We start from the raw sequence: 25,765 nt of genomic DNA, 5'->3' as shown, positions 1-25,765 counted from the left end.
CCCGGCGGGCGTAAAAGCTCGGGCGTGAACTATCATGATTGGAAAAGCGCGAGGGGGCGCGCAAAACTCCCGGCGGCTCCGGCGGCGCTCAGGCCGCCCGGAACACCGGGCCTGTAATTCGTATCGTCAGCGCGCGAAGGCGTGAAAAGCTCGTCATTGCCGGGCTTTTAGCCGAGAAAGCCGCAGGAATAAAGCGTCTCTTGTTCGATTCACTTACATCGCGAAGTCGAAGCGATAGGTGGTCGAGACGCCGACCGTGAACTGGTTACGGTCGCCGCGCTCCTTGACCAGGCTGGAATCGGCGGCCGGGCCCATCAGGCGCGCATATTCGCCGAACAGGCTGGCGGTCATCGGATCGGTCACCTTCCAGGTGATGGCGCCACCAAGGCCGGTCGATTTCAGGCCGCCGCCAGGATGGTATTCGCTCAGGCCCGAGGCCGCAGCCTCCTTGGCGTTGACACCATAATAAGAGTCGAAATAGCCCGACGAGGCAAAGGACACGCGTGGTCCGCCCGAAATTCTGACAGTCGGCGTCACGTCGTAGAAAGCATCGGCGGCGATGTCGGCGACAAAGCCATCATGGGCACGAATGCCATGGCGCAGTTCGGCGCGGGCGCGCAGCCAGTCCGTCGGATAGATTTCGAAGAAGCCGCCGACCTCACCGCCCCAGCGCACCGGGTCGAGGCCCTTGAGCTCATCCTTGCTGTCGCGGGAAAACAGGAATTTTCCGGTCAGGCCGGCGCGAACGCCGCCATCGTCGACCAGCGCCAGCGAGATGTTGTCGTTGCGCGAGGTAAAGCGCGCGGCCGGGCCGGCCTTGCCCAGCGAGATGATTGGCGATGCGCTGAGCAGATAGCTGTTGGAGCCCTCGAATTTCGGCGCGACCATGCCGGTGGCGCCAAGCGTCAGGTACCAGTCTCCGGACAGCCCGCCGAAGGTGCCCTCGCCCGCATTGGCGGTGGACACAGTGAGCAGCGCCGAGGCGAGAAAAAGTGGAATCGACCAGACAATACGCATCATCACCACATACGCGAAACCAACGGAGAAACACCCGGCAGCCAACGCCATGGCGCCGGTTCGGTAAAATTTGACTTAAAATCTGTAGAGTGGCGGCAACTGCGACCCTGTTTTTTATGCTGTGGCCCGTTTGAACAGGGCGCCGCCGGGCCTGTGGCGAGTTGACAGAAATAGCGAGGTTGCCTAAACTCGCGTTAGTGCAGGCTAACATGAACAGATGGACAGCGCTTGGCGACCCGACCAGGCGCACGATCTTCGAACTGCTGGTCGAACAACCCTGTTCGGTCGGGGAATTGGCTCGTGCGCTTCCTGTCACCCGGCCGGCGGTCTCGCAGCACCTGAAGGTGCTCAAGGACGCCGGCCTGGTGGCCAACACACGGCTAGGCAAGCAACGCATCTACCGGGTCGAACCGGAAGGCTTGGCCAGCCTGCGCGCCGAACTCGACCGGTTCTGGAGCAAGACCTTGGCGGCCTACAAAGTGGTCGTCGAACAGCCCTTGAAGGAGCAGGAATGAGCACGCATCAACCGCCCGTGAGGCACTCCATCCTTGTCGAGGCTCCGATCGCGCATGCCTTCAAGGTTTTCACCGAGCACTTCGGCAGTTTCAAACCCAAAGAGCATAACCTGCTTGCGGTGCCGATCGCGGAGACGATCTTCGAACCCCGCGTTGGCGGTCACGTCTACGACCGCGGTGTGGATGGCAGCGAGTGCCGCTGGGCACGGGTGCTGGCCTACGAGCCGCCGAACCGACTGCTTCTGAGTTGGGATATCAGCCCTCAATGGCAGATCGAGACCAATCCGGACAGGACCAGCGAGTGGGAAGTCCGGTTTACGGCGGAGACGAATAGCCGGACCTGCGTCGAGATCGAGCATCGCAATCTCGAACGTCATGGCGAAGGCTGGGAAGGCGTGCGCTTTGGGATTGACGGTGATCAAGGCTGGCCGCTGTATCTCAGGCGATTCCAAGATCTTTTTGCCAGCAAGGTGACCTGAAGGAGCACAATTATGGAACCCTATTGGCTAAGCATCCTCGGTGTACTGATCCTCTGTCTTTTGTCAGTCGCGCTGGCGGTTTACTCGGGTTCGTCCAAGGGATTTGCCGGAGCGCTTTCCGGTCCGGTGATCCCGGCCGACGACGCCAATCTCCTCTACAGGATCGACCGCGTGCATATGAACTCGGTCGAGGCGCTGGCGCCTTTTGTCGTCCCGGCGGTGCTGGCCATGATGGTTGGCGTTGGGTCGGCCACGTTGGCGACCATTGTCTGGGTTCATGTGGCGATACGCCTGCTTCACCCGGGGGTTTACCTACGCGGCGGCAATGCCGCCAAGGGTGGCAGTGTCAGAACGATCGTCTACGTCTCTGGAGCGATCGTCACGCTTGTCCTCGTCCTTGTGACTGGGTGGGCTGCCATAAATTGACACGTACGCGCGAGCCTCAAGCCACCGACGCTTTGTTTGTTTGCTAGCCGTCGCCATCGGCTGGACGTCCGCTACAGCCGGGGCTAACCTCCCGGCAAGGTGCCAGGCGATTTCGAGGAGATGCAGCCATGACCCTGCACGGTGATACCCTGAAAGATGCGATCGGCCGGACACGGGACAAATGGGGGTGGTTCGTCGCGCTCGGCGTGCTGCTGCTCATCTTCGGCGGCATTGCCTTCGGCAATCTGTTCATCGCCACCGTCGCCTCGGTCTATGTCGTGGGCTGGCTGATGCTGATGGCCGGCATCATCGAGATCGTGCATGCCTTCGGCGTGAAGACCTGGAGTCGCTTCTTCTATTGGCTGCTCAGCGGCCTGCTTTATGCCGTTGCCGGTTTCTTTGCCTTCGACAATCCGCTGCTGGCCTCGACGGTGCTGACCTTGCTGCTGGCGGTGGCGCTGGTCGCTTCAGGCGCGCTCAGGGCCTGGGTCGGCTATAGCCACCGACCGGAAAAGGGCTGGGGCTGGGTCGTCGCGGCGGGCCTGATCAGCGTGCTGGCGGGGCTGACCATCGCCATGGGCTGGCCGGTCAACAGCCTGTGGGTGCTCGGCCTGTTCCTGGCCATCGACCTGATCTTCCAGGGCTGGAGCTTCATCGCTCTCGGACTGGCGTTGAAGAAGTAGGGGCTTGAAGAGGTAAGCGGCCGGAAGGCTCAAAAAGCGATGGCGCCGTCCAGATCCGAAAGCGGCCTGACGCCGGCCAGCAGCGCGCGCGCCTCCGCCTCGTCGCGCTTCATTTGTGCCACCAGCCCATCGAGCCCATCGAACTTCACCTCGGGACGCAAAAAGCCGAAGAGCGATACGTCGCAGATCTCGCCATAGAGATCGCCGGCAAAGTCGAAGACGAAGGTTTCGAGCAGCGGCGCGCCATTGTCGTCGACAGTCGGGCGACGCCCGAAGCTGGCGACACCATCATAGAGCGTGCCGTCGGCGCGGCGAAAGCGGACGGCATAAATCCCTTCCTTCAGAGTCGTTTCCGGCGAAAGCCTCATGTTGGCTGTCGGGAAGCCGAGCGTGCGGCCGAGCTGCTGGCCGCCGATCACTTCGCTTTCGACGGTGAAGCGGTAGCCGAGCAGGCCTGCGGCCTCGGCGACCTCTCCCTCGCAGAGCAGCTCGCGGATACGGCTCGACGACACCACCTCGGCGCCCTCGTCGCGAAAGGCGTCGACCAGGGTGACGCCGAAACCATGGCGCTCGCCTGCCGCCATCAGAAACGCAGGACCGCCCTGCCGGTCCTTGCCGAAGTGAAAATCGAAGCCGGTGACGGCATGGGTGATGCCGAGGTTCGTCTCCAGCACATCGGTCACGAAAGCCTCGGCCGACAGGCCGGCAAAGGCGCGCGTGAACGGCTGTTCGACGAGTGCGGCAAAGCCCAGATGCGACAGCAGCCGCGCCTTCATCGGCGGCGGCGTCAATACGAACAGCGGCATATCGGGCCTGAACACCTTGCGCGGATGCGGCTCGAAGCTCAGCACTAGCGCCGGCACGCCGCGCCGCCCGGCTTCGGCAAGCGCGCGATCGAGCACCGCCTGGTGGCCGCGATGGACGCCGTCGAAATTGCCGATCGCCACCACGCCGCCGCGCAAATGCGGCGGCAGCGGCGCGGTTGCTGAAATGTGTTCGAAAGCTGCGCTCATGCAGCAACCCTACCGCAGTCTCGGAATGACGGCGACCGGCCGGTAGCCGTGCTTTTGCAGAAAGGCTGCAAGCCTGGCGGGGTCCGGCTGCATGGGATCGCCATAGTCGCGCGCGTGAATGCCGCCCGAGACGTAAAGCACGTCGATGCCGTTGTCGGCGGCGCCCTTGACGTCGGTCATCATGCCGTCGCCGATGGCCAGCACCTCGGTGCGCGCGACGTCTCGGCCGAGAAGCACGGCAACCTCCCGCAGCGCTACGTCATAGACCGGCGCATAAGGTTTTCCGGCGATCAGCGTGCGGCCGCCAAGCTGGGCATAGTCGCGCGCCAAGGCGCCGGCGCACCAGATCATGCGCTCGCCGCGTTCGACCACGATGTCGGGATTGGCGCAGATGAAAGGCAGGTTCCTGGCGCGCAGCCGGCGCAGCAGATCGGCGTAATCCTCAGGCGTTTCCACCTCGTCGTCGAACAGCCCGGTGCAGACCGCGCCGGAGGCCTCGAACTCCTCGACGAGCTCGATGTCGAGACCGTCATAGAGGGTGAAATCGCGGTCGGCGCCGATATGGAAGATTTTTCGTGGGCCTTCGGCGATAAGGTCGCGGGTCACATCGCCTGAGGTCACGACGCGGTCGTAGGCGGCGGCGGGAACGCCGATCGCATTCATCTGCGCCACCACATCGGCATTGCGGCGCGGCGAGTTGGTGATCAGGACGACCGGGACCTTAGCCGCACGCGCGGCGGCAAGCGCTTCGGCAGCCGCCGGAAAATGCCATTCGCCATTGTGGATCACGCCCCAGACATCGCACAGGATGGCCGAGTAGGCGCCCGACAAATCCGCGAGCGAGCCGATGATGTCAGGCGAATCCGCCATGCCGTTTTCCTGCTGTGACGATCATTGCGAGAGCTGCAGCCGACGGTCCGCCGCAACCGGCCCCGCATTAACCGAAGCGTTTCATCCTGTCACCAGCTTTTCGGCACTTGCCAGGCTGTTGCGCAACGGGCTGATCGAAGGTTGCAACAGGCAGGAACCACCCTTCCCCAGCTTCGGTCGATCGAAACAATGTCGCACCGCTGATCACCAGGGCCGAGTGGTTAACGAGCCTTGAAAAGATGGGCCTATGTTGAACGCATTTCAGCAACCTGAAATTTAACGATTTTGTGGGCATCTTCGGACCGATATTGGGTCCTGGCAGGGGTGCTGAAGGCATGATCCGCAGATTTCTGAACGACAGACGCGGCAACTATGCCTTGATGACAGTGATCACCATGGTGCCCTTGATGGGCGCGCTGGCGCTTGCAATCGACTACACCGATCTCCTGCGCCAGAAGCAGAACATGCTGAACGCGCTGGATGCCGCTGGGATTGCCACGGCACAGCAGATCGTCACCGGGGCGACCGACACGGCAGTCAAGGCCTATGCGAAGGATTTCTTCGAAGCCAATCTCGGAAAGGTCAGCTCGGCCAATACGGCCCTGACGGTGACGCTGCCCAACAACAACGCAGGTGGCGGCACGCTGAAGCTGTGCGCCAGTTTGACGTTCCACCCCTATTTCCTGCCGGTGGCGGCCATGCTGATCGGAAGAACGTCCACCGATGCCAAAACCTCCGCGTGCTCCGAGATCCGCCTCAAGAACACGCTGGAAGTGTCTCTCGTGCTCGACAATTCCGGCTCCATGAGCATCAACGGCTCCGGCACCGGCCAGCCGCGAATAGATTTGCTCAAGAAGGCCGCTACCGAGCTTGTCAATACGATGGCGCTCCAGGCCGCACAAATGAGGCAGGTCACCAGGCCGGTGCAGTTCTCGCTGGTCCCGTTTTCCGCCTCGGTCAATGTTGGCCCAGCCAACAAGGACGCAACCTGGATGGATACGACCGGCATTTCGCCAATCCATCACGAGAACTTTGATTGGCAGTTCATGTACAAGAACGCGTCGTCTGGTTATGACTCGAATAAATACATTGAAAAGGTCGGCAGTGCTTACTGGAAGCGCGGCAGTGGCTGGGGCACCGGGCAATACGGCCAAAATACCACGGCGACGCGGTTCAGTCTCTTTGCAAACGACATGAAGGCCACGACCTGTACGAAAAAGAACTCGAACGGCAGTTGCAAGACCTCTGTGACCGCCCAATACGAAGCCTGGAAGGGCTGCGTGGAGGCGAGGCCGTATCCCTATAATGACGACGACACGTCGCCGACCACTGGGACGCCCGCCACCATGTTCGTGCCGATGTTCGCGCCGGACGAAGCTGGCAATTTCTGGACCGACACAACTCGCACCAGCACATCGACGTGGGGTTACGCCAACAATTGGTGGATCGATTATTCCGACACGCTGACTGTCCCCAAGCGCCAGGCGGATATGCGCAAGTATTTTCTGACAAAGCCCTGGGACGCAGCAGCCGCTGCGGCCGATGATGGACCCAATTCGGCATGCACGACCGCCGCGATCACGCCGTTGCAGGACATAACCACCACCGATGGCAAGAAAATCCTGACGGATGCCATCAATGCCATGGCCCCGACGGGCAACACCAACGTGCCGGAAGGGCTGGCCTGGGGCTGGCGGACGGTGTCGAGCAACGAGCCTTTTACGCAAGGCCGGCCGAACACCGAAAGAGGCAACGACAAAGTGGTCATCGTCCTGACCGACGGCGCAAACACCTATAGCATCGGCCCCAGCAACGACATGACCAGCAACTACGCCAAGAATGGATCGACCTACGCCGCCTATGGCTACACCGGCCCTAATTTTCCGAAGCCAGTGGAGCCTGCGACCCGCCTGTTCGTCAACACGACCGTCGCCAAGACAACCTATACGGCGACCAACTACACGGCCGCGCTTGACGAGCAGATGCAAACCCTTTGCGCCAATGCGAAGAATTCGAACATTCTCTTGATGACCGTCTCGCTCGACCTTGTTAGTTCCAAGCCGGCGGAAAAGACTGCCATAGATGCGCTCAAGAAATGCTCCTCGGATTCGCGCTTCCGCAAGGATCCGACCGACCCGAGCAAACCGGCGAAGCTGTACTGGAACGCGACCGGCGCCACCTTGTCGCAAAGTTTCAAGGAAATCGCCGACGAACTGTCGAACCTGCGCATCGTCAGCTGATCGGCGCGATCTTTCGAACAAGGCGCTCCGCCTCGGCGGGGCGTTTTGCGTTCGGCAGCTGGCGCATTTGGTTAGCGCCTGGTGAAGCGCTATCCGCGCAATCGAGCAGTTTCCCAAACCCGTCCTTCAACGTTTTGTGAAACTGTGGCGGCATTGAAGAATCCGCAGGCGGGGCCGCTTACATCACATGCGTGAACTCTGGCGCACATTCCGGCGTGACTTCTGGCGTGACCGCCGCGGCAATTACGCTCTGATGACCGTTGTGGCGATGGTGCCACTGATGGGCGGCGTGGCCATGGCCGTCGACTACACCGGCGTGGTCAGCGAGAAGCAGAGGGTGGTCAACGCGCTCGACGCCGCCAACTTCGCCACCGCGCGCCGGCTGGTGGAAGGCGCCACCGACGACCAGTTGCGGGCCTATGCGCTCGACTTCTTCAAGGCAAACCTCAACGACGTCGATCCCGCCGACACGACGCTCAGCGTTACGCTGCCCAGCAGCACGACCGGCGGCGGCATCGTCAAGCTGTGCGCCAGCCTGGTCTACAAGCCCTATTTCCTGCCGGCAGCGGCGATGCTGATCGGCAGGACGTCGGAAAACGTCACCTACTCCGTGTGTTCGCAAGTCCGGCTGAAGAACACGCTGGAAGTGGCCATGGTGCTCGACAATTCGGGGTCGATGTCGAACACGGGCACGGGTGCCGGACAAAAGCGCATCGACCTTCTCAAGCAAGCCGCCAAGCAGCTCGTCGACACGCTTGCCTTGCAGGCCGCGATGATCAAGCAGATCGACAAGCCGGTCCAGTTCAGCCTTGTGCCGTTCGCCGCCTCGGTCAATGTCGGCGCCAGCAACGACAACGCGTCGTGGATCGACGCCTACGGGCTGTCGCCCATCCACAATGAGAATTTCGCCTGGTCCACGCTTAACGCAGCCGACAAATATGCCCAGAAGATCGGCGGCATCTGGTACAAGAAAGGCACTGGCTGGGGTGAGCAGGAGGGGCAGATGCTGACCCGCTTCTCGCTCTACCGCGACATGAAGGTGGTCACCAGCCACGAGCGCATCGTCGGCAGCAAACGCGTGGTCTGCGACAAATATCGCGCCAATCATACATGCTCGGACAGCCACAACGAATACGACTACAACGACACATACGGACCGTTCGCCAGCTGGCAGGGCTGCGTCGAAGTGCGGCCCTATCCCTATAATGTCAACGACGCGCCGGCCTCCGGCGGACCGAACAACACCGGCACCGGCGTCGGCGATCCCGCGACCATGTTCGTGCCGATGTTTGCGCCGGATGAGCCCGGCAATCATTGGTACATAACGCAGGACCCCGACGAGGTGGCCCCCAAGACCTATGGCGCAGCCAACAGCTGGTGGAACGACGATCCGGCGAGCACCACCGGCAAGACCAGGCAGTCCAACATGGCCAAGTATTTCCAGCCACGGCCGATCAATGCTCCGGTGCTGGGGACGGGTGCAGGTCCGAATTACAGCTGCACCACCACGCCGATCACACCGCTGACCGACGTCGCCAACGCCGCCGGGCTGACCAAGATCAAGGCAGCAATCGACCTGATGGCGCCCAACGGCAACACCAATGTGCCGGAAGGCATGGCCTGGGGCTGGCGCACCGTCTCCAGCACGGAGCCTTTCACAGGAGGACGTCCTGAGACGGAACGAGGCAATGACAAGGTGGTCATCGTGCTCACCGACGGCGAGAACACCTATTCGACGGTGAGTTCCGACCCCGCCGGCAACAAGTCGACCTATGCCGGCTATGGCTATACCGGCGTCGGCTACAACGGCACTGCGGTCACCCGCCTGTTCGGCGGCACGTCGAGCGCCATCGGCCAGCTCAACTATTCGTCGAGCAACTACACCGCCGCGCTCAACGAGCAGATGGCGACGCTGTGCAACAACGCCAAGGCGGCCAACATCATGGTGATGACGGTGGCGCTCGACATGTCGACGACCGACGCCGGCGACAAGAGCGCGATGGAGGCACTGAAGACGTGCTCGTCGGACTCGCGCTTCCGCAAGGATCCGACCGACCCGAGCAAGCCTGCAAAACTGTTCTGGAACGCGACCGGCGCCACGCTGTCTGACAATTTCAAGGAAATCGCAAACGAGCTCTCGAACCTGCGCGTGGTGAGCTGAGGGTTGAAGCTGCTGATCTTCCCCCTTGCGGGGGAAATTGACGGCTTCGCCGCTTTCGACATTTTTCGACGCTGGCGCAAAGTCTCCGGCCATCATGCTCTTGCGGTGAGTCAAAACGCGTGCTCGGTATCGTCACCGCCTCCCGGAGATTGCCCGTGCCCGAAACCGCCAACCATCTCGCCTTCGCGCTGGTCTGCCTGGGCATGGTGCTGACGCCCGGGCCGAACATGATCTACCTGATCTCGCGCTCGCTGTCGCAAGGCCCCAAGGCCGGGCTGATCTCGCTCGGCGGCGTGGCGGCCGGCTTTCTGTTCTATGTCGTATCGGCTGCGCTGGGCATCACCGCGCTGCTGCTTGCCGTGCCGTTTGCCTATGACGCACTGCGCATTGCCGGCGCGCTCTATCTGCTATGGCTCGCCTGGCAAGCGGTGCGACCCGGCGGGCGCTCACCATTCCAGGTGCGCGAACTGCCGAAGGACAGGCCGCGCAAGCTGTTCGCGATGGGCCTGATGACCAATCTCCTCAACCCCAAGGTGGCGGTGCTTTATCTGTCGCTGCTGCCGCAGTTCATCTCGCTGGGCAAGGGCCATGTGCTGTCGCAGCTTCTGGTGCTCGGCGCCACGCAGATCTCGATCAGCCTGACCGTCAATGCCATCATCGCGGTAACGGCCGGTTCGATCGCGACCTTCCTTGCCGGACGGCCGCTATGGATGGTCATCCAGCGCTGGATGATGGGCACGGTGCTTGCCGGGCTGGCGCTTAAAATGGCGACCGACGCGCAACGCTGATCGGAGGCAACGCGCCGAGACTACATCGGCCGCCGACCTTCCCATTCGAATCGATCGGCCGAACCCGCACGGAGGCCAGCGATTGAGATTTTCGCGGCCCTGCCCGGCAAAAGCCATGATCGCCGCTAAGTCAGCTCGCATGACAATGATCTGCAGCACCAATCACCCGCTCGCGCAAACCCGCTCTGGCGCAGCAAGTCCAAAACCAAACAGGCGCCTGCTGCTGATCGGCCTTGCAGCCATGGCCGGCCTCGCTGCTTGCAGCACGGTCTCGGTGCCGACCGGCGAAGGCGCCGGTGTGTCGTCCTCGGCCACCGCGACGCTGGCCGGCATCCGAGCTTCGGCCGGACTGCCGGCGCTGGTGCCGGACGCCCAGCTCGAGCAGGCCGCTCGGCAGCAGGCCGGCTATATGGCCTCACGCGAACGCATGAGCCACACGACGGGCTGGGGAAAGGATTTCGCGTCGCGGATGAAGGACAATGGCGTGCGGGGCGCCGCCGCCGAGAACATCGCCGAGGGCCGCTTCGACCAGCAGAAACTGTTCGACATATGGATGCATTCGGCTGGCCACCGCCGCAACATGCTCGATCCGGATTTCAGCCGCTTCGGCCTCGCCTATGTACGCGACGGACGCGACAGCGCCATCCGCTACTGGAGCCTGGTGCTCGGAAAATAGCAGCCAGCGGTTACGGCGCGAGCCAGCCGTCAGCCTTTCGCGATCAGCTCGCCGATATCCCCAGCCGACAGGGGTTCGCTGAAATAATTGCCCTGCACCTCGTCACAATTGTTCTTGCGCAGGAAGGCGACCTGGTCTTCCGTTTCGACACCTTCGGCCAGCACCCGAAGGTTCAACTTCTGCCCCAGGGAAATCACGGCGCCAGTGACCGCCTGATCGTTCTCGTCGGTCGCGAGATCGTTGATGAAGGACTTGTCGATCTTCAGCCGCGCCACCGGAAACGTCTTGAGGGCGCTGAGACTGGAATAGCCTGTTCCGAAATCGTCGATCGATATCTGCACGCCGAGCTTTTGCAGTCCGTTCATCGTTGCGACCGCCAGCTCGAAATCCTGCATGATCAGGCTTTCCGTCACTTCGAGCTCGAGATACCTCGCCTCCAGGCCGCTTTCCTTCAATGCGTTGACGACGCGGTCGATCAGGTTCTTCTCCCGGAACTGCCGCGCCGACACGTTGACGCAGACGGTTACGGGCGACAGACCGGCGCGCTGCCAGGCTTTGTTCTGCCGGCAGGCTTCGTGCAGGATCCAGTCGCCGAGCGGCACGATCAGCCCGGTCTCCTCGGCGGTCGGGATGAACATCGCCGGCGAAACCAGGCCTCGCGTCGGGTGGTTCCAGCGCACCAGCGCTTCGACGGCGAAAACCTGCCCCGATCGCAGATCCACCTGTGGCTGATAATGCAGAGCGAATTCCGACCGGGCGAGCGCGTTTCGCAATTCCTCCTGAAGCAGGAATTTTTCATGTGCCGTTGAGTTGAACTCCGGGGCATAGAACTGGAAATTGTCGCGGCCGAATTCCTTGGCGCGATACATGGCGGCGTCGGCATTGGCCAACAGCGTATCCGGGCTGGTCCCGTCCTTCGGGTAATTTGCGATGCCGATGCTGGCCGTCGTTCTCAGCCGATGCTCTCCGACAAGAACCGGTTCCGCGATCGCATCCCTGATCGTCTGCAGGGTTTCCGAGACCACATCGACATTGGTGGTTTGGTCGAACAGGACGATGACAAATTCGTCGCCGCCAAGCCGCACGACGGTGTCGGTGGCCTTCACGCATCCAACCAAACGGCTGGCGACGGTCTTGAGGAGTTCGTCGCCGGCATTGTGGCCAAACGTATCGTTCACCAGTTTGAAATTGTCGAGATCGATGAACACCACCGTCATCCAGCGATTGTATCGCTGCGCGTAGAGGACCGCCTGGGAAAGCCGATCCTCCAGCAAAGCGCGATTGGGCAGGCCGGTCAGCGCATCATGGTTGGCCATGAAGTGGATCTGTTCTTCCGCCAGTTTGCGCTCGATCGCGATGCCGGCAATGTGTGTGGTGAATTCGATCAGGCGGGTCTCGGCATGGGTGGGTTCGCGCACGGTCATCGAATACATGGCAAAGGCGCCCAACACGACGCCCCGATGCGACAGGATCGGGGTTGACCAGCACGAACGATAGCCATGGGGTGCCGCCAGTTCGCGGTAATCGTCCCAAAGCGGATCCTGCAGAATATCGGTAACAATGACCGGTTCCCGCCGGTAGATGGCGGTTCCGCAGGATCCCACCTTGGGACCGATGGCCGCCCCATCGATGGCGCTCGTATAGGCTTTCGCCAGGCCCGGCGCCGCACCGTGACGCAAATGAATGCCGTCCTTGTCGAGCAGCAGGACGGAACCGAATATCCCCTTCAACTGAGCCTCGACGAAGCGCATGAGGCGGTCGAGCACGTCCTCCAGCGGCGCGCTCGTGGCAATCATTTCGAGGATCTGCGCCTGCCCGCTGCGAAGGACATCCGCCTGCTTGCGGGCGGTGATGTCGTGGGCGATGCCAACCAGGCCGAAGATTTCATTTTGGCGATTGCGCAACGGCACCTTCGTCGACGAAAGCCATTTGCCGTTCCCCGACGCATCGACGACAAACTCTTCCGCGTCGATCATTGGTTGTCCGCTCTTGAGCAGGCGCTGCTCGACCAGGCGAAATTTCCGCGCAACTTCCGGGGGGTGGAGATCAAAATCGGTCAAACCGATCATGTCGCTGGTCTTGTTGCGGCCGCTATCGGTCGCAAGGGCGCTGTTGACCACGACGAAACGGCTTTGCGTATCCTTGACCCAGAGATAATCGGGCACCCAGTCGATCAGCGCCTGCAGCGAAATGCGCTCGTCGACGATCTGCCGATTGGCGAGGAGTTCAGTGATGTCCTCATGCGTGGCGATCCAACTGCCATCGGGCATGGGCTGGTTACGGATCTGGATTGTGCGACCATCGACAAGTTTGGCGGTCCACAGCCGCGAAGCCTTGCCCGAATTGATCGAGCGAGCCGTTGCGAGATAGGTGTCGGCAGCCGTCGCCGCGGTGCCGGCGGCGACGCGGCGTTCGACTATTTCGCTCAGTGTCACGCCAGGCCGCAATTCCTCGGGCGCAATGCGGTAGATTTCCGCATAGCGCCGGTTGCTCAGGATCAGCCGTTCATCGGCATCGAAAAAGCAGATGCCTTGCGAAATATTCTCGATCGCAGTCTCGAAGCGCAGGGTCTGCCCTTCGAGACCCGCAATGGTCGTGCGAAGTTCTCCCTCGAGCGTATCGTAGGAAACGTCAGCCAGTCTTGCCAATGCGGCTACGCCCACCGGCCCGCGCGCCCCGACGGATCTTCTGGATGACTTCGTGACCAAACAGACCTCCTCCGGTTTGGCACCTGAAACAAGAAAGGGCCTCTGTCGTGCCAGACGAAAGTCGACTGACAATGTTACAGATGTGCTAATTCAAGATGAACTGTAACGGAATTGGAGGCGTCAGCAACCAGATACCAAAGGTGCAAATGTCATTTCAAATCAACTTCCAACGGCTCATTATCGATATTCTTTTGCACACGCGGGTTTTGACGATCATCCGAGCAACAAATCATCAGGGGCAACCAGCTTGCTGCCAGCGCTACCGGCGCCCGCCTCAATCCATATGCGCGGCAGGAGCTGCCGCGCCGGCCGGAGCGGTCTTCGGCTTGCGCAGCAGGAAGACAAACGGAATGGCAACCAGCGTCATCACCATCAGCAGTTTGAAGTCGTTGACGTAGGAGATCATCATCGCCTGGATGTTGACCATGCGGTCCACCTGCGAAAGTGCCGTCGGATCGCCGCCTGCTGCCGCCGGCGAGGCCGCCCACAAATTGGGGTTGAACGGGTTGATGAAAGCCGACAGTTCGGTGTGATTGACCTGCGTGTTGCGCACCATGAGAACCGTCACCACCGACACACCGATCGACGAACCGAGATTTCGAACCAGGCTGAACAGGGCCGTGGCGTCGGTGCGGAAGCGCACGTCGAGCGTAGCGAAGGCCACCGTGGACAGCGGCACGAACACCATGCCCATGCCCAGGCCCTGGATGACGCCGGAGCTGAGGATCAGCCAATTGTCCATCTGCGGCGTGAAGGAGGACATGGTGTAGAGCGACTGCGCGGTGAGCAGAAAGCCGATGACGACGAGGATGCGGGCGTCGATCCTGCTCATGAGCCGTCCAACGACAAGCATCGAAATCATCGTGCCGACACCGCGCGGCCCCAGGACGACGCCGATGGTGACGGTCGGATAGCCGAAGATGGTCGACAGCATCGGCGGCAGCAGCGACATCGAGGCCAGGATCAGCACGCCCATGACGAAGATGAAGGCCAGACCGGTGACGAAATTGCGGTCGAGGAAGATCTTGGGGTCGATGAAAGGCCGTTCCGCCGTCAGTGTGTGGATGATGAACACCCAGAAGCCGGTGATCGAAAGAGCAAGCTCGATCCAGATTTCGACCGAGGAAAACCAGTCGACCTCGCCGCCGCGGTCGAGCAGCAGCTGCAGTGCGCCGACGCCGAGCGAAATCATGGCGAAACCGAAGAAATCGAAGCTGCGGATCCGCCGGGCAACGACCGGCAAATAGGCTGCCATGCCGAGGAAGGCGATGATGCCGACCGGCAAATTGATGAAGAACACCCAGCGCCAGTTGAAATTCTCGGTCAACCAACCGCCCAGCGTCGGACCCAGGATCGGCCCCAGCATGATGCCGGCGCCCCAGATGGCCATCGCCTGGCCGTGGCGTTCCCTGGGGTTGATGTCGAGCAGGAAAGTCTGCGACAGCGGCACGATGGCTGCGCCGAACACGCCCTGCATCAGCCGGAAGAACACAATGCTCTCCAGGCTCCAGGCAATGCCGCACAGCATCGAGAACACGGTGAAGCCGACAACCGCCGCCAGGAACAGTTCCTTGCGGCCGAAGCGGTCGGCCAGCCAGCCGGTCACCGGCGTCATGATCGCGGCGGCAACGATGTAGGAGGTCAACACCCAGTTGATGTTGTCGGGCGACGCGCCGAGGTCGCCGGTCATGGTCGGCAGCGCGACATTGGCGATCGTGGTGTCGAGCGCCTGCATGACCGTCGCCAGCATCAGCGCCACGGTGATCAGGCCGCGATGCGGCACTTCCTTGAAAGGTTCTGGTGTGGTCATGATGCGGAACTTCCGACAGGTAACAAAAACGTATACACTAGGTTTCCGGGCGGCGAGGCCTTCTCTGGTGAAGAGACCCTCATCGCGGTGGGACGCGATCTATCGATGTGGGGGTTACATCGATCGAAGGTCTCGACACATCAGGCGCTTGCCGCCCGGAAATCCAAGGTCCGAAGGATGGGCGCCGAGATGGTCCAGGTTCTGGGCAGGCCGCGATGCGGCCCGGTCCAATCCACCCCTCGTTCAACCTGCCGTCGGACCGATCCTGTCATCTCAACTTCACCTCGCCTGCGGCGGGCGTTCTGCCGGGCCGTGATCCTGCTTTTCGAGATCACGGTCCATTCACAGTCTATTGTGCTTCGCCTGCGGTGGCGTGGCCGAAGATAGTGGGGAACCCGCGAGCAACGCCGGTATCCACCGTAACCGAGGCGCTCATGCCGGTGCGCAGCGCCATTTTGGCGTCGGCATCGGTCAGCTCCAGGCGCACCGGAATGCGCTGCGTGACCTTGACCCAGTTGCCGGTGGCGTTTTGAGCTGGCAGCAGCGAAAACTCCGCGCCGGTGCCGGCGCCGATCGCCTTGACGGTGGCCTCGAAAGTTCTGCCCGGATAGGTGTCGACGACGATCTCGGCCTTCTGGCCAGGCTTCATGTGGGTAAGCTGGGTTTCCTTGAAATTGGCATCGATCCAGGTGTCGCCGGTCTCGACCAACGCAAACAGCGGCGTGCCGGAACCGACATACTGGCCGACCTTGAACGAGGAGGCCTGGCTGATGACGCCGTCGGCCGGCGCCTTGACCGTGGTCTGCGCCAGATCGTAGGCGGCCTTGTCGCGCGCGGCGAGTGCGGCCATCACCGTCGGATGCTTGTCGGTCTCGATATCGGGATTGCCGGCGAGAGCCGCCTTGGCGCTGATGATGCCTTGCTCGGCAACGGCCAGTTGCTGCCTGGCCTTGTCGAGATCGTTCTTGGCCTCGTCCAGCGACGATTTGGCGTTGATGCCCTTCTGGGCAAGGTCGGCGGCGCGGTCATACTGCGACTGCGCGTAGTCGACCTGGCTGGCATCGGACTTTTCCTGCGCCAGTGCCTGGCTGTAGGCGGCGCGCAGCTGTTCGATTCCGACGCGTGCGACTGCGACCGCCGCGTCGGCCTGGGCTAACGCGATCCGGTAGGGCTCGGGGTCGACGGCAAACAGCACATCGCCCTGCTTGACCTGCTGATTGTCCGAGATGCCGACCTGAACGATGCGGCCGGCCGTGTCCGAGGCGATCGACACCTTGGCCTGCTGCAAATTGGCGTTCTCTGTTTCCTGATAGCGGCCGCCGGTCACCCAGACATAACCGCCACCAATGGCCAGCGCGGCCGGCAGGGCGACCATCAGCAGCAAGCGGCCGATGCGGCGCTTCTTGACCGGAGCCGGAGCGGGTTGAACCGGGGGAGCCACCGCGACAGGTGCTGCGGCCGGCTGTGCAGGCGCTTCGGCAGCCGGCTGTGCAGGCGCTTCGGCAGCCGGCTGTGCCGGCGTCTCGATCTTGGTAACATTCTCGTCTAGTTTGGCTGCCGCGTTCATGCTGCTGCCCCTTCCGTACTCTTCAAGGACGACGTCTCGCCGTCCGCCAGGTTTTGCACGATGGTGTCCAGCGCCCGGATCAGGACGCGGCGGTCGTCCGGCGAAACGCCGACCAGCGATTCCTCATAAACTTCGCCGGCAAGGCTTTTGACCTCGGCATAGGCCGCGTTCGCCTTGGCTGTCGGGAAGATCATGCGCACGCGCCGGTCAGTTGCATCGGAGCGCCGTTCGATCCAGCCGCCCTCCTCCATCCGGTCGACGAGGCGTGAAACGCTGATCGGCTCGATTTCGAGAAGTTCGGCGAGGCGAGCCTGGGCGACGCCGGCCTCCTTGGCGACGCGAACCAGAAGCCGCCATTGTGCCGAGGAAAGGCCAAGACCGCTGGCGCGCGCCTCGAAGCGCTTGCGCATAAGGCGCTGCACGTCGTGGATCAAAAAGCCCAATCTATCTATGCCGTCGGAAACCATGAGCGGTATATATTATAAGCGTGCTTACCATTCAAGGCGCCGCATTGCGCCAGAGCCGAAAAAGAGGGATGGCAGCCATGCAGATGCGGTCACGGCACAGGCAATGACGGTTGCGGATGACCTCCCGACCGAGACGTGAATTGCCGTTGAGAACGCCGCGAGGAGAAAGGTCGTCTTGCGCGTCCTCGCCACCGGCACACCTAGGCTTTCGGCGGCATTTTCGCCGGCGGGGAAGGCATCGAGCCGGCGCTGGTTCCACAGGGCATAGGCAAGGATGGTGCCCGCACCCAGCGCGCCCGGATATTGTCCCGGCGAGCCAGGCCGAGGCCGCCCAGCAGCGGCTTTCCACGATGGTGACCTGCCACAGTCGACCAGCGCCCTTCGATTTACGACAGGCGCAATTTCGATCAAACTGGCCTCGCAAAAAGCCGACAAAATGTGCCGCCAAATGCGAGGAGACCTATGAACCCGACCGAGAAAGCGCTGTGGTTTGTCGAGAGCCATCTGCCGGAAGCGATCTCGCTTGAAGATGTCGCGCAAAGCAGCGGCGTCTCGCGCTTTCATGTGACGCGCGCCTTTGGCGCCGCCACCGGCCGTTCGGTGATGGGCTATATGCGCGCGCGCCGGCTGACCGAAGCGGCGCGCAAGCTGGCCTCCGGCGCGCCCGACATCCTCGCGGTCGCGCTCGAGGCCGGCTACGCCTCGCACGAAGCCTTCACCCGCGCCTTCCGCGACCAGTTCGGCACGACGCCGGAACTGGTGCGCGCGCAGGGCAGCCTCAGCAATCTCGATCTCGTGGAGCCGATCCTGATGGACCAGTCCTTCCTCGCCTCACTGCCGCCGCCGCGCTTCGAGACCGGCCGTCCCTTCCTCATTGCCGGCCTCGGCGGGCGCTACAGCTGCGAAACCAGCGCGGCCATTCCGATGCAGTGGCAGCGCTTCGGGCCCTATATCGGCAACATTCCGGGTGAGACCGGCGACGTCGCCTACGGCGTCTGCGTCAACGGCGACGATGCCGGCAATTTCGATTACATCGCCGGCGTCGAAGTGCTTGATTTCTCGGACCTGCCGAAGGAGCTTTCGCGGGTGCGGGTGCCGGCGCAGAAATACGCCGTGTTCACCCATGCCGAGCACATCTCCACCATCCGCCGCACCGTCAACACGATCTGGAACAAATGGCTGCCGGCCTCGGGGCACGATATAGCCGACGGCCCCGAATTCGAACGCTACGGCCCGGAGTTCGATCCGCGCAGTGGCAATGGCGGGCTGGAGATATGGATTCCGGTTAGAGTGTGAGAGCGTTTGCGCGCGATCTTGCCTTCTTCCATAAGGGGAGAAGGTGAAAAGGCGCTACAGCTCCAGGTTCCAGTTCTGGCCGACCAGATCCTTGCCGAAGGCGTGATGGCGCTCTTCGTCTACCAGCCTGAAGCCGGCACTCTCGTAGATGTGGCGGGCGGCGGTCAGGATGTCGTTGGTCCACAGGGTCAGCGTCTTGTAGCCCTTGGCGCGAGCAAAGCCGATGCACTCCTGAACCAGCCGCTTGCCGATGCCGAGGCCGCGCGCCGATGGTTCGACATAGAGCAGGCGCAGCTTCGCCACCTCGTCGGATTTGCGCACGACGAAGACCGAGCCGACCACCTCCCCTTGCCGTTCGGCAATCCAGCTGCGTTCCCATTCTGGATCGAAGGATTTTACGAAGGCGCCGAGGATTTCGGCGACCAGCGCCTCATAGGTTTCGTCCCAGCCATATTCCTGCGCGTAGAGCATACCCTGACGCCGGACGATCCAGCCGATATCGCCGACCTGCAAGTGCCGCACCATGTAGGGGACTTTGGGCTCGGCGTCCTCGCCGAGGAGCTGCTGCACCGTCTGCATGGCCTTGGCCAGCCGGTCCTGTTCGGCAGCGGGAAGCCGCGCCAGCAAGGCGGCGACCTGGTCGTGCGAAGCCCGGTTCAGCGGCGCGAAGGCCTGCCGCCCCACCGGCGTCAGCGTGATCGACGACTGCCGCGCATCCGACGCCAGCGGCGCGCGCGCAATCAGCTGCAGGTGCTCGAACTTCTTCAGGAGCCGGCTGACATAACCGGCGTCGAGGCCGAGATCGCGGATGAGATCGCTGGCGGTCAGGCCATCGCGATGCGCCAGTTCGGAGAGCACCCGCGCCTCGGTCAGCGAGAAGGCGCTTTTCAGCAGGCCTTCGTCGAGCAGACCTATCTGGCGGGTGTAGAAGCGGTTGAAAGCCCGCACCGCGTCGATGCGTTCCTTGCCGGGTTGATGATGGATCGTCATGCGAAGCCTCCTGCCCATCAACGATCGGTCATTTATTTGACTTAGTCAAGTATCGAGGAGATGCTCCCCCGGTCGTGTCTCAGGCGATGGCGCGGCGGCGCCGTGCGATCAGGACGAACAGGCCGAGCAGCACGACGCTGGCCGCAGCACTGGCGGCGGCAAATTCTGGCACCGGCCGAAAATCCTTGCCGTCGATCAGCAGCGATGCCGCGACCGGGCCGATCGCCAGACCGAAAAGCTGGGCCGCCGGCACCAGAAGCACGGCCGTGCGCGTCTCGTCGGCGGTGATCGCCAGCCGGATCTGATAGGGCACGATGAACAGAAGAATGAAGCCCATGATCAAGGCCGCGACCCAGAAAACCGTCAGGCCGGGGCTGCCGGCGAGCACCACGGAACTGGCGACGGCGACCACGCCGATCGCCACGATGGCGAAGCGGTAGTCGATACGCGCCTCGAAGACGGTAGCCGTCATTGCGCCCAGCACCTGCAATGCGAGGCTGGCCGAGACGATCAGGCCGACGCTGCGGCCATCGATGCCGTATTGTGCGCCAAGCGGCTCGAGAAACGCCCAGACTGAGCCGAAGAACATGAAGTAGCAGAAGACGCACAGCAAAGCGGCAAGCGAAGGAACGGTCAGCACATTGCTGAACTGTTCCTCCTTGGGCAGGTCGGCATAGCTATCCGGGACGACGAAGGCGACGGCCACCGAGGCGATGCAGACGACGGCAAGAACGATGAAGCCGCCCGCCGATCCGGCGGCCGGGATGACGTAAAGCGCCAGCAGCAGGGCAAGGGCGCATTGCGCCAGGGTCTGAAGGGTGACGAAGAAGCCGCCGATGCGCTCGGCCCGGCGTGAACGGGCGATCAGTTCCGTGGCGACCGCCACCAGCCCACCCTCGGCGAGGCCCGCCACCGCGCGGGCGGCAATCAGCGAGGTCGAGGTCAGCGCATAGGCGGTCGCCCCGTTCGCCAGCGCCAGCAAGAGCAGAAGGACGGCACTTTTCAAGCGCATATTGTCGGCGGACAGCATCATGGCGATGGCCGCCGATCCGATGCCGATGGCGATCATCTCCGCCGTGGCGACCAGCGCGAGTTCGTCACCGCTGACATGCCCTTCGGTGTAGAGCGCGCCGAGAAGCACCGGCTGCAGCCCGAGAATCAGCAGGCCGACCGAGCCGATCCACAATGCCGAGGCGAGTTGCGCCCCAGTGGGGTTGCCGACCAGCCAGTCGCCGTTCCCGGCATCCGCGTTACCAGCAGAAGTCACGGTCGTCTCCCAACGTCCTTGCCTGACGGCGAAAAAACTGACAGTCTGTCAGCATTTAGAAACTGATACTCGATCATATTCGTTTGTCAATCAGTAGCGGGACTTGGCACCAACAAGGCTGGGGATGGTCTTGGCGATCGAATGGTCTGGGCGATCGAGAGGATGGCGGCATGAACGAAGCAGTGCAGATGACGACCGAACCGAGGCGCAGGCCCAAACAGGAGCGCAGCCGCGAGCGCATCGACGCCATCCTGTCGACGACCATGCGGCTGATCGGCGAGAAAGGCATCGACGCCGTCACCATGAAGGAAGTCGGCGCACAGGCCGGCGGGCCGATCGCCACCGTCTATCATTACTTCCCCAACAAGTCGGCGATCCTGGCGATGCTCTACGAGCGATTCTCCGAAGTGAGCCGCGCCCGGCTTGCCGCGATCGTTGCCGACGTCGGCGGGCTGAGCGACGTTATCGCTGCGGCCGACCGGCTGCTCGACGACTACTATGAGCGCGTCGCCGGCGACCCCGCCATTCAGGACCTGCAAAACGCCATCCAGGCTGACAAGGCGCTGAAGAATCTCGACATCGCCGAAACCCGGCGCCAGGCGACGATGTTCTGCGACCATGTCGGCCCCTTTCTCGCGCCAGAGCGACGCAATGAGTTCGGCCGTATGGTTTTCCTGATCTTCCAGCTGGCCGGCGGCGTCGTGCGCATGGCGCTGACCCAGGACCAGGAGGAAAGCCGCCACACCATCGAGGACTACCGGTCGATCATCCATACGCAGTTGGGACTGTTTCTCTAGCGCCCGATTCGACCCCGTCCGGTCTGGTGGATGAGGTTTTCGAAGCCGTCGGCCAGGTTGGCGGTGCCGGCGGCAACGATCTTCGACAGGTTTCTGGCGCGACCCGGGGTCTTGTTGGCATCGAGCAGCACGGCCCTGCCCTCATGCACGACAAAGTCGAATTTGCCATAGTCGAAGCCCAGCTTCCGACGCAAGGCGCGCAATTCGTCGGGAACCGCAACCGGCTCCCGGCGGATGGTGTCGTCGCCCTTGACCAGGCGCTGCGGCGAGACATAGCGGGTGCAGCGCTCCCGATCGCCGCAGAATATCCAGAACCGCGCCGCAAACCCGTCGGGCTCGATTTCGGGAATGAATTTTTCCACGATTAGGTCGGCACGCCTGAAAATCTCCGGCGCCACATCGGCCAGCGAGGCATGCACCTGATAACGGTCGAAGGTCTGCGCGCCCGGGAAAGGCACTGCCTTGCCGGCGCGAACGGATTTTCGGTTGAGCTGCTCCTCGGGCGTCCCCCAATGATTGAGGTTGCTCTTGACGATGACCTGGCCGCTCCAGTTGGCACCCTCCTCGAGGATAGCACCGCTGATGCGGCGCTTGGAAATGTCGGTTGCACCAAGATTGAGACAAATCGGAAATCCGCGCGCGTAGTCGACATAGTCCGATGGCGTCACTGTCGCGTCGACATGCAGGACGGCAATATCGGCGTTATGACTTGCCGAGGGTCCACGCATGATCTGCACGGAGTGACCGCGCCGTTTCAGCTCCGCCAGGACGTCGAACAGCATGTAGGGGCTGTCCTGGCGCAGCAGGAGGCCCCGCCGGCTCTGGAAGCGGTCAAATTCATGCGTTATGACGGCAATGCGGGCCATGGCCTTTCCTGCATGAGGTAACTCGCAAGGCAACCAACAGCCTGGAAGGAAATATGTCCAGCCTTTCCCCAAACCGTTCCGCATGACTGAGCATTGGGACGCAATTCGCCGTCATTGGCGGCTTCTCGGGTCGCCGCTGTGTCCGCCCCCGGAAGCTGTCGCCGCCTATGAGCGCGAACTTAGCCTGCAATCAGTCGATGTGGTGCTGCTCGGGGTCACGCCGGAGCTTGCCGGCCTCGGAAGGACCATGCTCGCGATCGACGAGTCCACTGCCATGATATCGGGCATCTGGCCGGGCGATACCGCCTCACGCAAGGCGGTGATCGGCAACTGGCTGGAGTTGCCGCTGGGCGACGAAAGCGCCGGGGCGGTGATCGGCGACGGCTGCCTGTCGGCGCTGGACTCCTCGGTTGCACGGCAGGCGCTGCTTGCCGAGATCGCGCGTGTGCTGAAGTCCGATGGGCGGGCTGCATTGCGCGCCTATGCAAGCCCTCAGGTGCCGGAGGATCTGCAGGAGGTCCGGGCGCTGACGCTGTCCGGTGGTGTCGCGACCTTCCACGAACTCAAATGGCGCATTGCCATGGCTTGTGCCGGCGGCGATCCCGACCGCGCCATTCCGGTGCGGGCGATCCTCGACGCCTTCGATGCGCTGTTTGCCGACCGGGAGGCCCTTGCCGCGACGACCGGATGGGAGATGCCGGTCATCGGCACCATCGATGTCTATGCGAATTCGCAGACTGTCTACAGTTTCGCCCCGGCGGCGACGCTGGTCGAAGAGGCGAGCCGGTTTTTTGACAGTGTCCGCCTCGCGCCGACAGGGACCTATGGGCTGGCTGAACGCTGTCCGCTTCTGGTGCTTAAATCGCCGCGGCGCCGGTAGGGTCTGCCGTCGGATCGCGGCACGGCTCCAATTGGCACAATTGTGCTCACCGTTCGCCTTGACTCTCGAAAGCCACGAGCTTATTTCAGCGCGACGTTAGCACTCTCCCCAGGTGAGTGCTAACGCACATCCGGCACCGCCGGATCGAGGAACAGCTCTCACCGTTCTCATTCGAGGAAGAAAAAATGGCAAAGTCGAAGTTCCGCCCGCTTCATGACCGCGTGGTCGTACGCCGGGTCGAATCCGAATCCAAGACCGCCGGCGGGATCATCATCCCGGATACGGCAAAGGAAAAGCCGCAGGAAGGCGAGATCATCGCTGTCGGCTCCGGCGCTCGTGACGAAGCCGGCAAGCTGGTCCCGCTGGACGTCAAGGCCGGCGACCGCATCCTGTTCGGCAAGTGGTCGGGCACCGAAGTCAAGCTCAATGGCGAAGACCTTCTGATCATGAAGGAATCCGACATTATGGGCATCATCGGCTGATTATCGGCCTCACCGTCAACTAATTTCGGGCTTGATCGCAAGCCCCCTGCCAGGAGCTAAAAAATGGCTGCTAAAGACGTAAAATTCTCCCGCGACGCCCGCGAGCGCATGCTGCGCGGCGTCAACATCCTCGCCGACGCGGTGAAGGTCACGCTCGGCCCCAAGGGCCGCAACGTCGTCATCGACAAGTCGTTCGGCGCACCGCGCATCACCAAGGATGGCGTCACCGTCGCGAAGGAAATCGAGCTTGAAGACAAGTTCGAGAACATGGGCGCGCAGATGGTCCGCGAAGTTGCTTCGAAGACCAACGACATCGCCGGCGACGGCACCACGACCGCGACCGTCCTCGCGCAGTCGATCGTCCAGGAAGGCCACAAGGCGGTTGCCGCCGGCATGAACCCGATGGACCTGAAGCGCGGCATCGACCTGGCCGTGACCGAAGTCGTCGCGGCTCTCGGCAAGGCTGCCAAGAAGATCAAGACCTCCGAGGAAGTTGCCCAGGTCGGCACGATCTCGGCCAATGGCGACGAGTCGGTCGGCGCCATGATCGCCGAAGCGATGCAGAAGGTCGGCAATGAAGGGGTCATCACGGTTGAAGAAGCCAAGACCGCCGAGACCGAGCTGGAAGTCGTCGAAGGCATGCAGTTCGACCGCGGCTATCTCTCGCCCTACTTCGTCACCAACGCCGACAAGATGGTTGCCGAGCTCGAGGACGTCTACATCCTCCTGCACGAGAAGAAGCTCTCCAACCTCCAGGCCATGCTGCCGGTTCTCGAAGCCGTCGTGCAGACCTCCAAGCCGCTGCTCATCATCTCGGAAGACGTCGAAGGCGAGGCTCTGGCCACGCTGGTCGTCAACAAGCTGCGTGGCGGCCTTAAGATCGCCGCCGTCAAGGCGCCGGGCTTCGGTGATCGCCGCAAGGCCATGCTGGAAGACATCGCCATCCTCACCGGTGGCCAGGTCATCTCGGAAGACCTCGGCATCAAGCTCGAGAACGTCGGCCTCAACATGCTCGGCCGCGCCAAGAAGGTGTCGATCTCCAAGGAGAACACCACCATCGTCGACGGCGCCGGCAAGAAGGCCGAGATCCAGGGCCGCGTTGCCCAGATCAAGCAGCAGATCGAAGAGACCACGTCGGACTACGACAAGGAGAAGCTGCAGGAACGTCTCGCCAAGCTGGCGGGCGGCGTTGCGGTGATCCGTGTCGGCGGCGCGACGGAAGTCGAAGTCAAGGAAAAGAAGGACCGCGTCGATGACGCCCTCAACGCGACCCGCGCGGCCGTGGAAGAAGGCATCGTTGCAGGCGGCGGCGTCGCACTGCTGCGCGCTTCGGCCAACATCAAGGTCACCGGCGTCAATGCCGACCAGGCTGCCGGCATCAACATCGTACGTCGTGCACTGCAGGCTCCGGCCCGTCAGATCGCTTCGAACGCAGGTGCTGAAGCTTCGATCGTTGCCGGCAAGATCCTCGACAACAAGGGCGCGACCTACGGCTACAACGCCCAGACCGGCGAGTATGGCGACATGATCGCCATGGGCATCGTCGACCCGGTCAAGGTCGTTCGCACCGCTCTCCAGGACGCGGCCTCGGTCGCCGGCCTGCTCGTCACCACCGAAGCCATGATCGCGGAGGCTCCCAAGAAGGAGTCGGCCGGCGGCGGCATGCCTGGCGGCATGGGCGGCGGCGGCATGGGCGGCATGGGCGGCATGGATTTCTAATCCAAGCTATCCGGCTTATGCATACGGAAAGGGCGCCGAGAGGCGCCC

General features: G+C 62.5%; 23 protein-coding genes and 1 pseudogene. 13 read left to right on the top strand and 11 right to left on the bottom strand.

Translation table 11 applies throughout. The annotated features are described in order from the left end of the window. Positions 1 to 213 precede the first annotated feature (213 nt). The gene (locus NKJ78_RS00710) at positions 214 to 1,017 is read right to left on the bottom strand and encodes a MipA/OmpV family protein (RefSeq protein ID WP_023739217.1); all 804 of its coding nucleotides are present in this window, start codon (positions 1,015 to 1,017) and stop codon (positions 214 to 216) included. A gap of 209 nt (positions 1,018 to 1,226) precedes the next feature. Here NKJ78_RS00710 and NKJ78_RS00705 point away from each other — a divergent pair, with 209 nt between their 5' ends. From NKJ78_RS00705 to NKJ78_RS00690, 4 genes are all read left to right on the top strand, one after another. Continuing rightward, positions 1,227 to 1,532, top strand: coding sequence for an ArsR/SmtB family transcription factor (locus NKJ78_RS00705; RefSeq protein WP_023689559.1), 306 nt, complete (start codon positions 1,227 to 1,229; stop codon positions 1,530 to 1,532). Beyond that, a complete protein-coding gene (locus NKJ78_RS00700) occupies positions 1,529 to 2,011 on the top strand; it encodes an SRPBCC family protein (protein ID WP_352460527.1) in 483 nt (160 codons plus the stop codon). The genes NKJ78_RS00705 and NKJ78_RS00700 overlap by 4 nt, the downstream gene beginning before the upstream one ends. Before the next feature lie 12 nt (positions 2,012 to 2,023). Further along, complete coding sequence (locus NKJ78_RS00695) at positions 2,024 to 2,437, top strand: MAPEG family protein (RefSeq protein ID WP_023736379.1); 414 nt, start codon at positions 2,024 to 2,026, stop codon at positions 2,435 to 2,437. A 128-nt stretch (positions 2,438 to 2,565) separates the two neighbouring features. Continuing rightward, the gene (locus NKJ78_RS00690) at positions 2,566 to 3,120 is read left to right on the top strand and encodes an HdeD family acid-resistance protein (protein WP_023671535.1); all 555 of its coding nucleotides are present in this window, start codon (positions 2,566 to 2,568) and stop codon (positions 3,118 to 3,120) included. Between the two features lie 29 nt (positions 3,121 to 3,149). On the opposite strand, the gene NKJ78_RS00685 is transcribed toward NKJ78_RS00690, so the two are convergent. Next, positions 3,150 to 4,133: a bifunctional riboflavin kinase/FAD synthetase gene (locus NKJ78_RS00685; RefSeq protein ID WP_023694758.1), complete on the bottom strand. Its 984-nt coding sequence runs from the start codon at positions 4,131 to 4,133 to the stop codon at positions 3,150 to 3,152. A 9-nt stretch (positions 4,134 to 4,142) separates the two neighbouring features. Next, a complete protein-coding gene (locus NKJ78_RS00680; RefSeq protein ID WP_023715209.1) occupies positions 4,143 to 5,003 on the bottom strand; it encodes a TIGR01459 family HAD-type hydrolase in 861 nt (286 codons plus the stop codon). A gap of 335 nt (positions 5,004 to 5,338) precedes the next feature. Here NKJ78_RS00680 and NKJ78_RS00675 point away from each other — a divergent pair, with 335 nt between their 5' ends. The 4 genes from NKJ78_RS00675 (at position 5,339) to NKJ78_RS00660 (ending at position 10,868) form a co-directional block, all read left to right on the top strand. Beyond that, positions 5,339 to 7,243, top strand: a complete 1,905-nt coding sequence (locus NKJ78_RS00675; protein ID WP_352460525.1) for a TadE/TadG family type IV pilus assembly protein — start codon at positions 5,339 to 5,341, stop codon at positions 7,241 to 7,243. A 187-nt stretch (positions 7,244 to 7,430) separates the two neighbouring features. Then, positions 7,431 to 9,404 carry a pilus assembly protein gene (locus NKJ78_RS00670; RefSeq protein WP_023689555.1) on the top strand — a complete coding sequence of 658 codons (1,974 nt, stop codon included), beginning with the start codon at positions 7,431 to 7,433 and terminating at the stop codon, positions 9,402 to 9,404. A 155-nt stretch (positions 9,405 to 9,559) separates the two neighbouring features. Further along, positions 9,560 to 10,192: a LysE family translocator gene (locus tag NKJ78_RS00665; protein WP_023730458.1), complete on the top strand. Its 633-nt coding sequence runs from the start codon at positions 9,560 to 9,562 to the stop codon at positions 10,190 to 10,192. Positions 10,193 to 10,337: 145 nt separating this feature from the next. Beyond that, the gene (locus NKJ78_RS00660) at positions 10,338 to 10,868 is read left to right on the top strand and encodes a CAP domain-containing protein (protein ID WP_023689553.1); all 531 of its coding nucleotides are present in this window, start codon (positions 10,338 to 10,340) and stop codon (positions 10,866 to 10,868) included. A gap of 29 nt (positions 10,869 to 10,897) precedes the next feature. On the opposite strand, the gene NKJ78_RS00655 is transcribed toward NKJ78_RS00660, so the two are convergent. The 5 genes and pseudogenes from NKJ78_RS00655 to NKJ78_RS00635 all read right to left on the bottom strand — a co-directional run. Then, complete coding sequence (locus tag NKJ78_RS00655) at positions 10,898 to 13,516, bottom strand: EAL domain-containing protein (protein ID WP_352562291.1); 2,619 nt, start codon at positions 13,514 to 13,516, stop codon at positions 10,898 to 10,900. Between the two features lie 334 nt (positions 13,517 to 13,850). Further along, a complete protein-coding gene (locus tag NKJ78_RS00650; protein WP_023671527.1) occupies positions 13,851 to 15,386 on the bottom strand; it encodes a DHA2 family efflux MFS transporter permease subunit in 1,536 nt (511 codons plus the stop codon). Positions 15,387 to 15,735: 349 nt separating this feature from the next. Continuing rightward, positions 15,736 to 16,953 carry an HlyD family secretion protein gene (locus NKJ78_RS00645; RefSeq protein ID WP_023753763.1) on the bottom strand — a complete coding sequence of 406 codons (1,218 nt, stop codon included), beginning with the start codon at positions 16,951 to 16,953 and terminating at the stop codon, positions 15,736 to 15,738. Then, entirely contained in the window at positions 16,950 to 17,420 is a 471-nt protein-coding gene (locus NKJ78_RS00640) for a MarR family winged helix-turn-helix transcriptional regulator (protein WP_023705728.1), read from the bottom strand. Before NKJ78_RS00640 ends, NKJ78_RS00645 begins: the two co-directional genes overlap by 4 nt. 126 nt (positions 17,421 to 17,546) lie before the next feature. Further along, positions 17,547 to 17,755 (bottom strand): annotated as a pseudogene (locus NKJ78_RS00635) (iron chelate uptake ABC transporter family permease subunit); the annotation flags it as partial. Between the two features lie 127 nt (positions 17,756 to 17,882). Here NKJ78_RS00635 and NKJ78_RS00630 point away from each other — a divergent pair. Continuing rightward, on the top strand, positions 17,883 to 18,716 hold the full coding sequence (locus tag NKJ78_RS00630) for an AraC family transcriptional regulator (protein ID WP_352460581.1): 834 nt from the start codon (positions 17,883 to 17,885) through the stop codon (positions 18,714 to 18,716). A gap of 54 nt (positions 18,717 to 18,770) precedes the next feature. On the opposite strand, the gene NKJ78_RS00625 is transcribed toward NKJ78_RS00630, so the two are convergent. Both NKJ78_RS00625 and NKJ78_RS00620 read right to left on the bottom strand, forming a co-directional pair. Beyond that, on the bottom strand, positions 18,771 to 19,706 hold the full coding sequence (locus tag NKJ78_RS00625) for a bifunctional helix-turn-helix transcriptional regulator/GNAT family N-acetyltransferase (protein WP_352562290.1): 936 nt from the start codon (positions 19,704 to 19,706) through the stop codon (positions 18,771 to 18,773). A 79-nt stretch (positions 19,707 to 19,785) separates the two neighbouring features. Then, a complete protein-coding gene (locus tag NKJ78_RS00620; RefSeq protein ID WP_352460579.1) occupies positions 19,786 to 20,973 on the bottom strand; it encodes an MFS transporter in 1,188 nt (395 codons plus the stop codon). A 170-nt stretch (positions 20,974 to 21,143) separates the two neighbouring features. Here NKJ78_RS00620 and NKJ78_RS00615 point away from each other — a divergent pair, with 170 nt between their 5' ends. Beyond that, entirely contained in the window at positions 21,144 to 21,770 is a 627-nt protein-coding gene (locus tag NKJ78_RS00615; RefSeq protein WP_352460578.1) for a TetR/AcrR family transcriptional regulator, read from the top strand. On the opposite strand, the gene NKJ78_RS00610 is transcribed toward NKJ78_RS00615, so the two are convergent. Then, positions 21,767 to 22,636 carry a hypothetical protein gene (locus tag NKJ78_RS00610; protein ID WP_023689545.1) on the bottom strand — a complete coding sequence of 290 codons (870 nt, stop codon included), beginning with the start codon at positions 22,634 to 22,636 and terminating at the stop codon, positions 21,767 to 21,769. The two genes, NKJ78_RS00615 and NKJ78_RS00610, sit on opposite strands and share 4 nt — an antisense overlap. An 82-nt stretch (positions 22,637 to 22,718) precedes the next feature. Here NKJ78_RS00610 and NKJ78_RS00605 point away from each other — a divergent pair, with 82 nt between their 5' ends. From NKJ78_RS00605 to groL, 3 genes are all read left to right on the top strand, one after another. Further along, on the top strand, positions 22,719 to 23,516 hold the full coding sequence (locus NKJ78_RS00605; protein ID WP_352460577.1) for a class I SAM-dependent methyltransferase: 798 nt from the start codon (positions 22,719 to 22,721) through the stop codon (positions 23,514 to 23,516). Between the two features lie 185 nt (positions 23,517 to 23,701). Then, positions 23,702 to 23,998, top strand: a complete 297-nt coding sequence (groES, locus tag NKJ78_RS00600) for a co-chaperone GroES (protein ID WP_006203049.1) — start codon at positions 23,702 to 23,704, stop codon at positions 23,996 to 23,998. Positions 23,999 to 24,061: 63 nt separating this feature from the next. Further along, positions 24,062 to 25,717 (top strand): chaperonin GroEL, encoded by a 1,656-nt coding sequence (gene groL / locus NKJ78_RS00595; RefSeq protein ID WP_023709705.1) that lies wholly within the window; start codon positions 24,062 to 24,064, stop codon positions 25,715 to 25,717. Positions 25,718 to 25,765 lie beyond the last annotated feature (48 nt).

It is taken from the genome of Mesorhizobium sp. M0037, from assembly GCF_040323635.1.
In the GTDB taxonomy this organism is placed as follows: Bacteria; Pseudomonadota; Alphaproteobacteria; order Rhizobiales; family Rhizobiaceae; genus Mesorhizobium.
The sequence above is the reverse complement of the archived record's forward strand: the minus strand, read 5'-3'. Positions and strand labels throughout refer to the sequence as shown.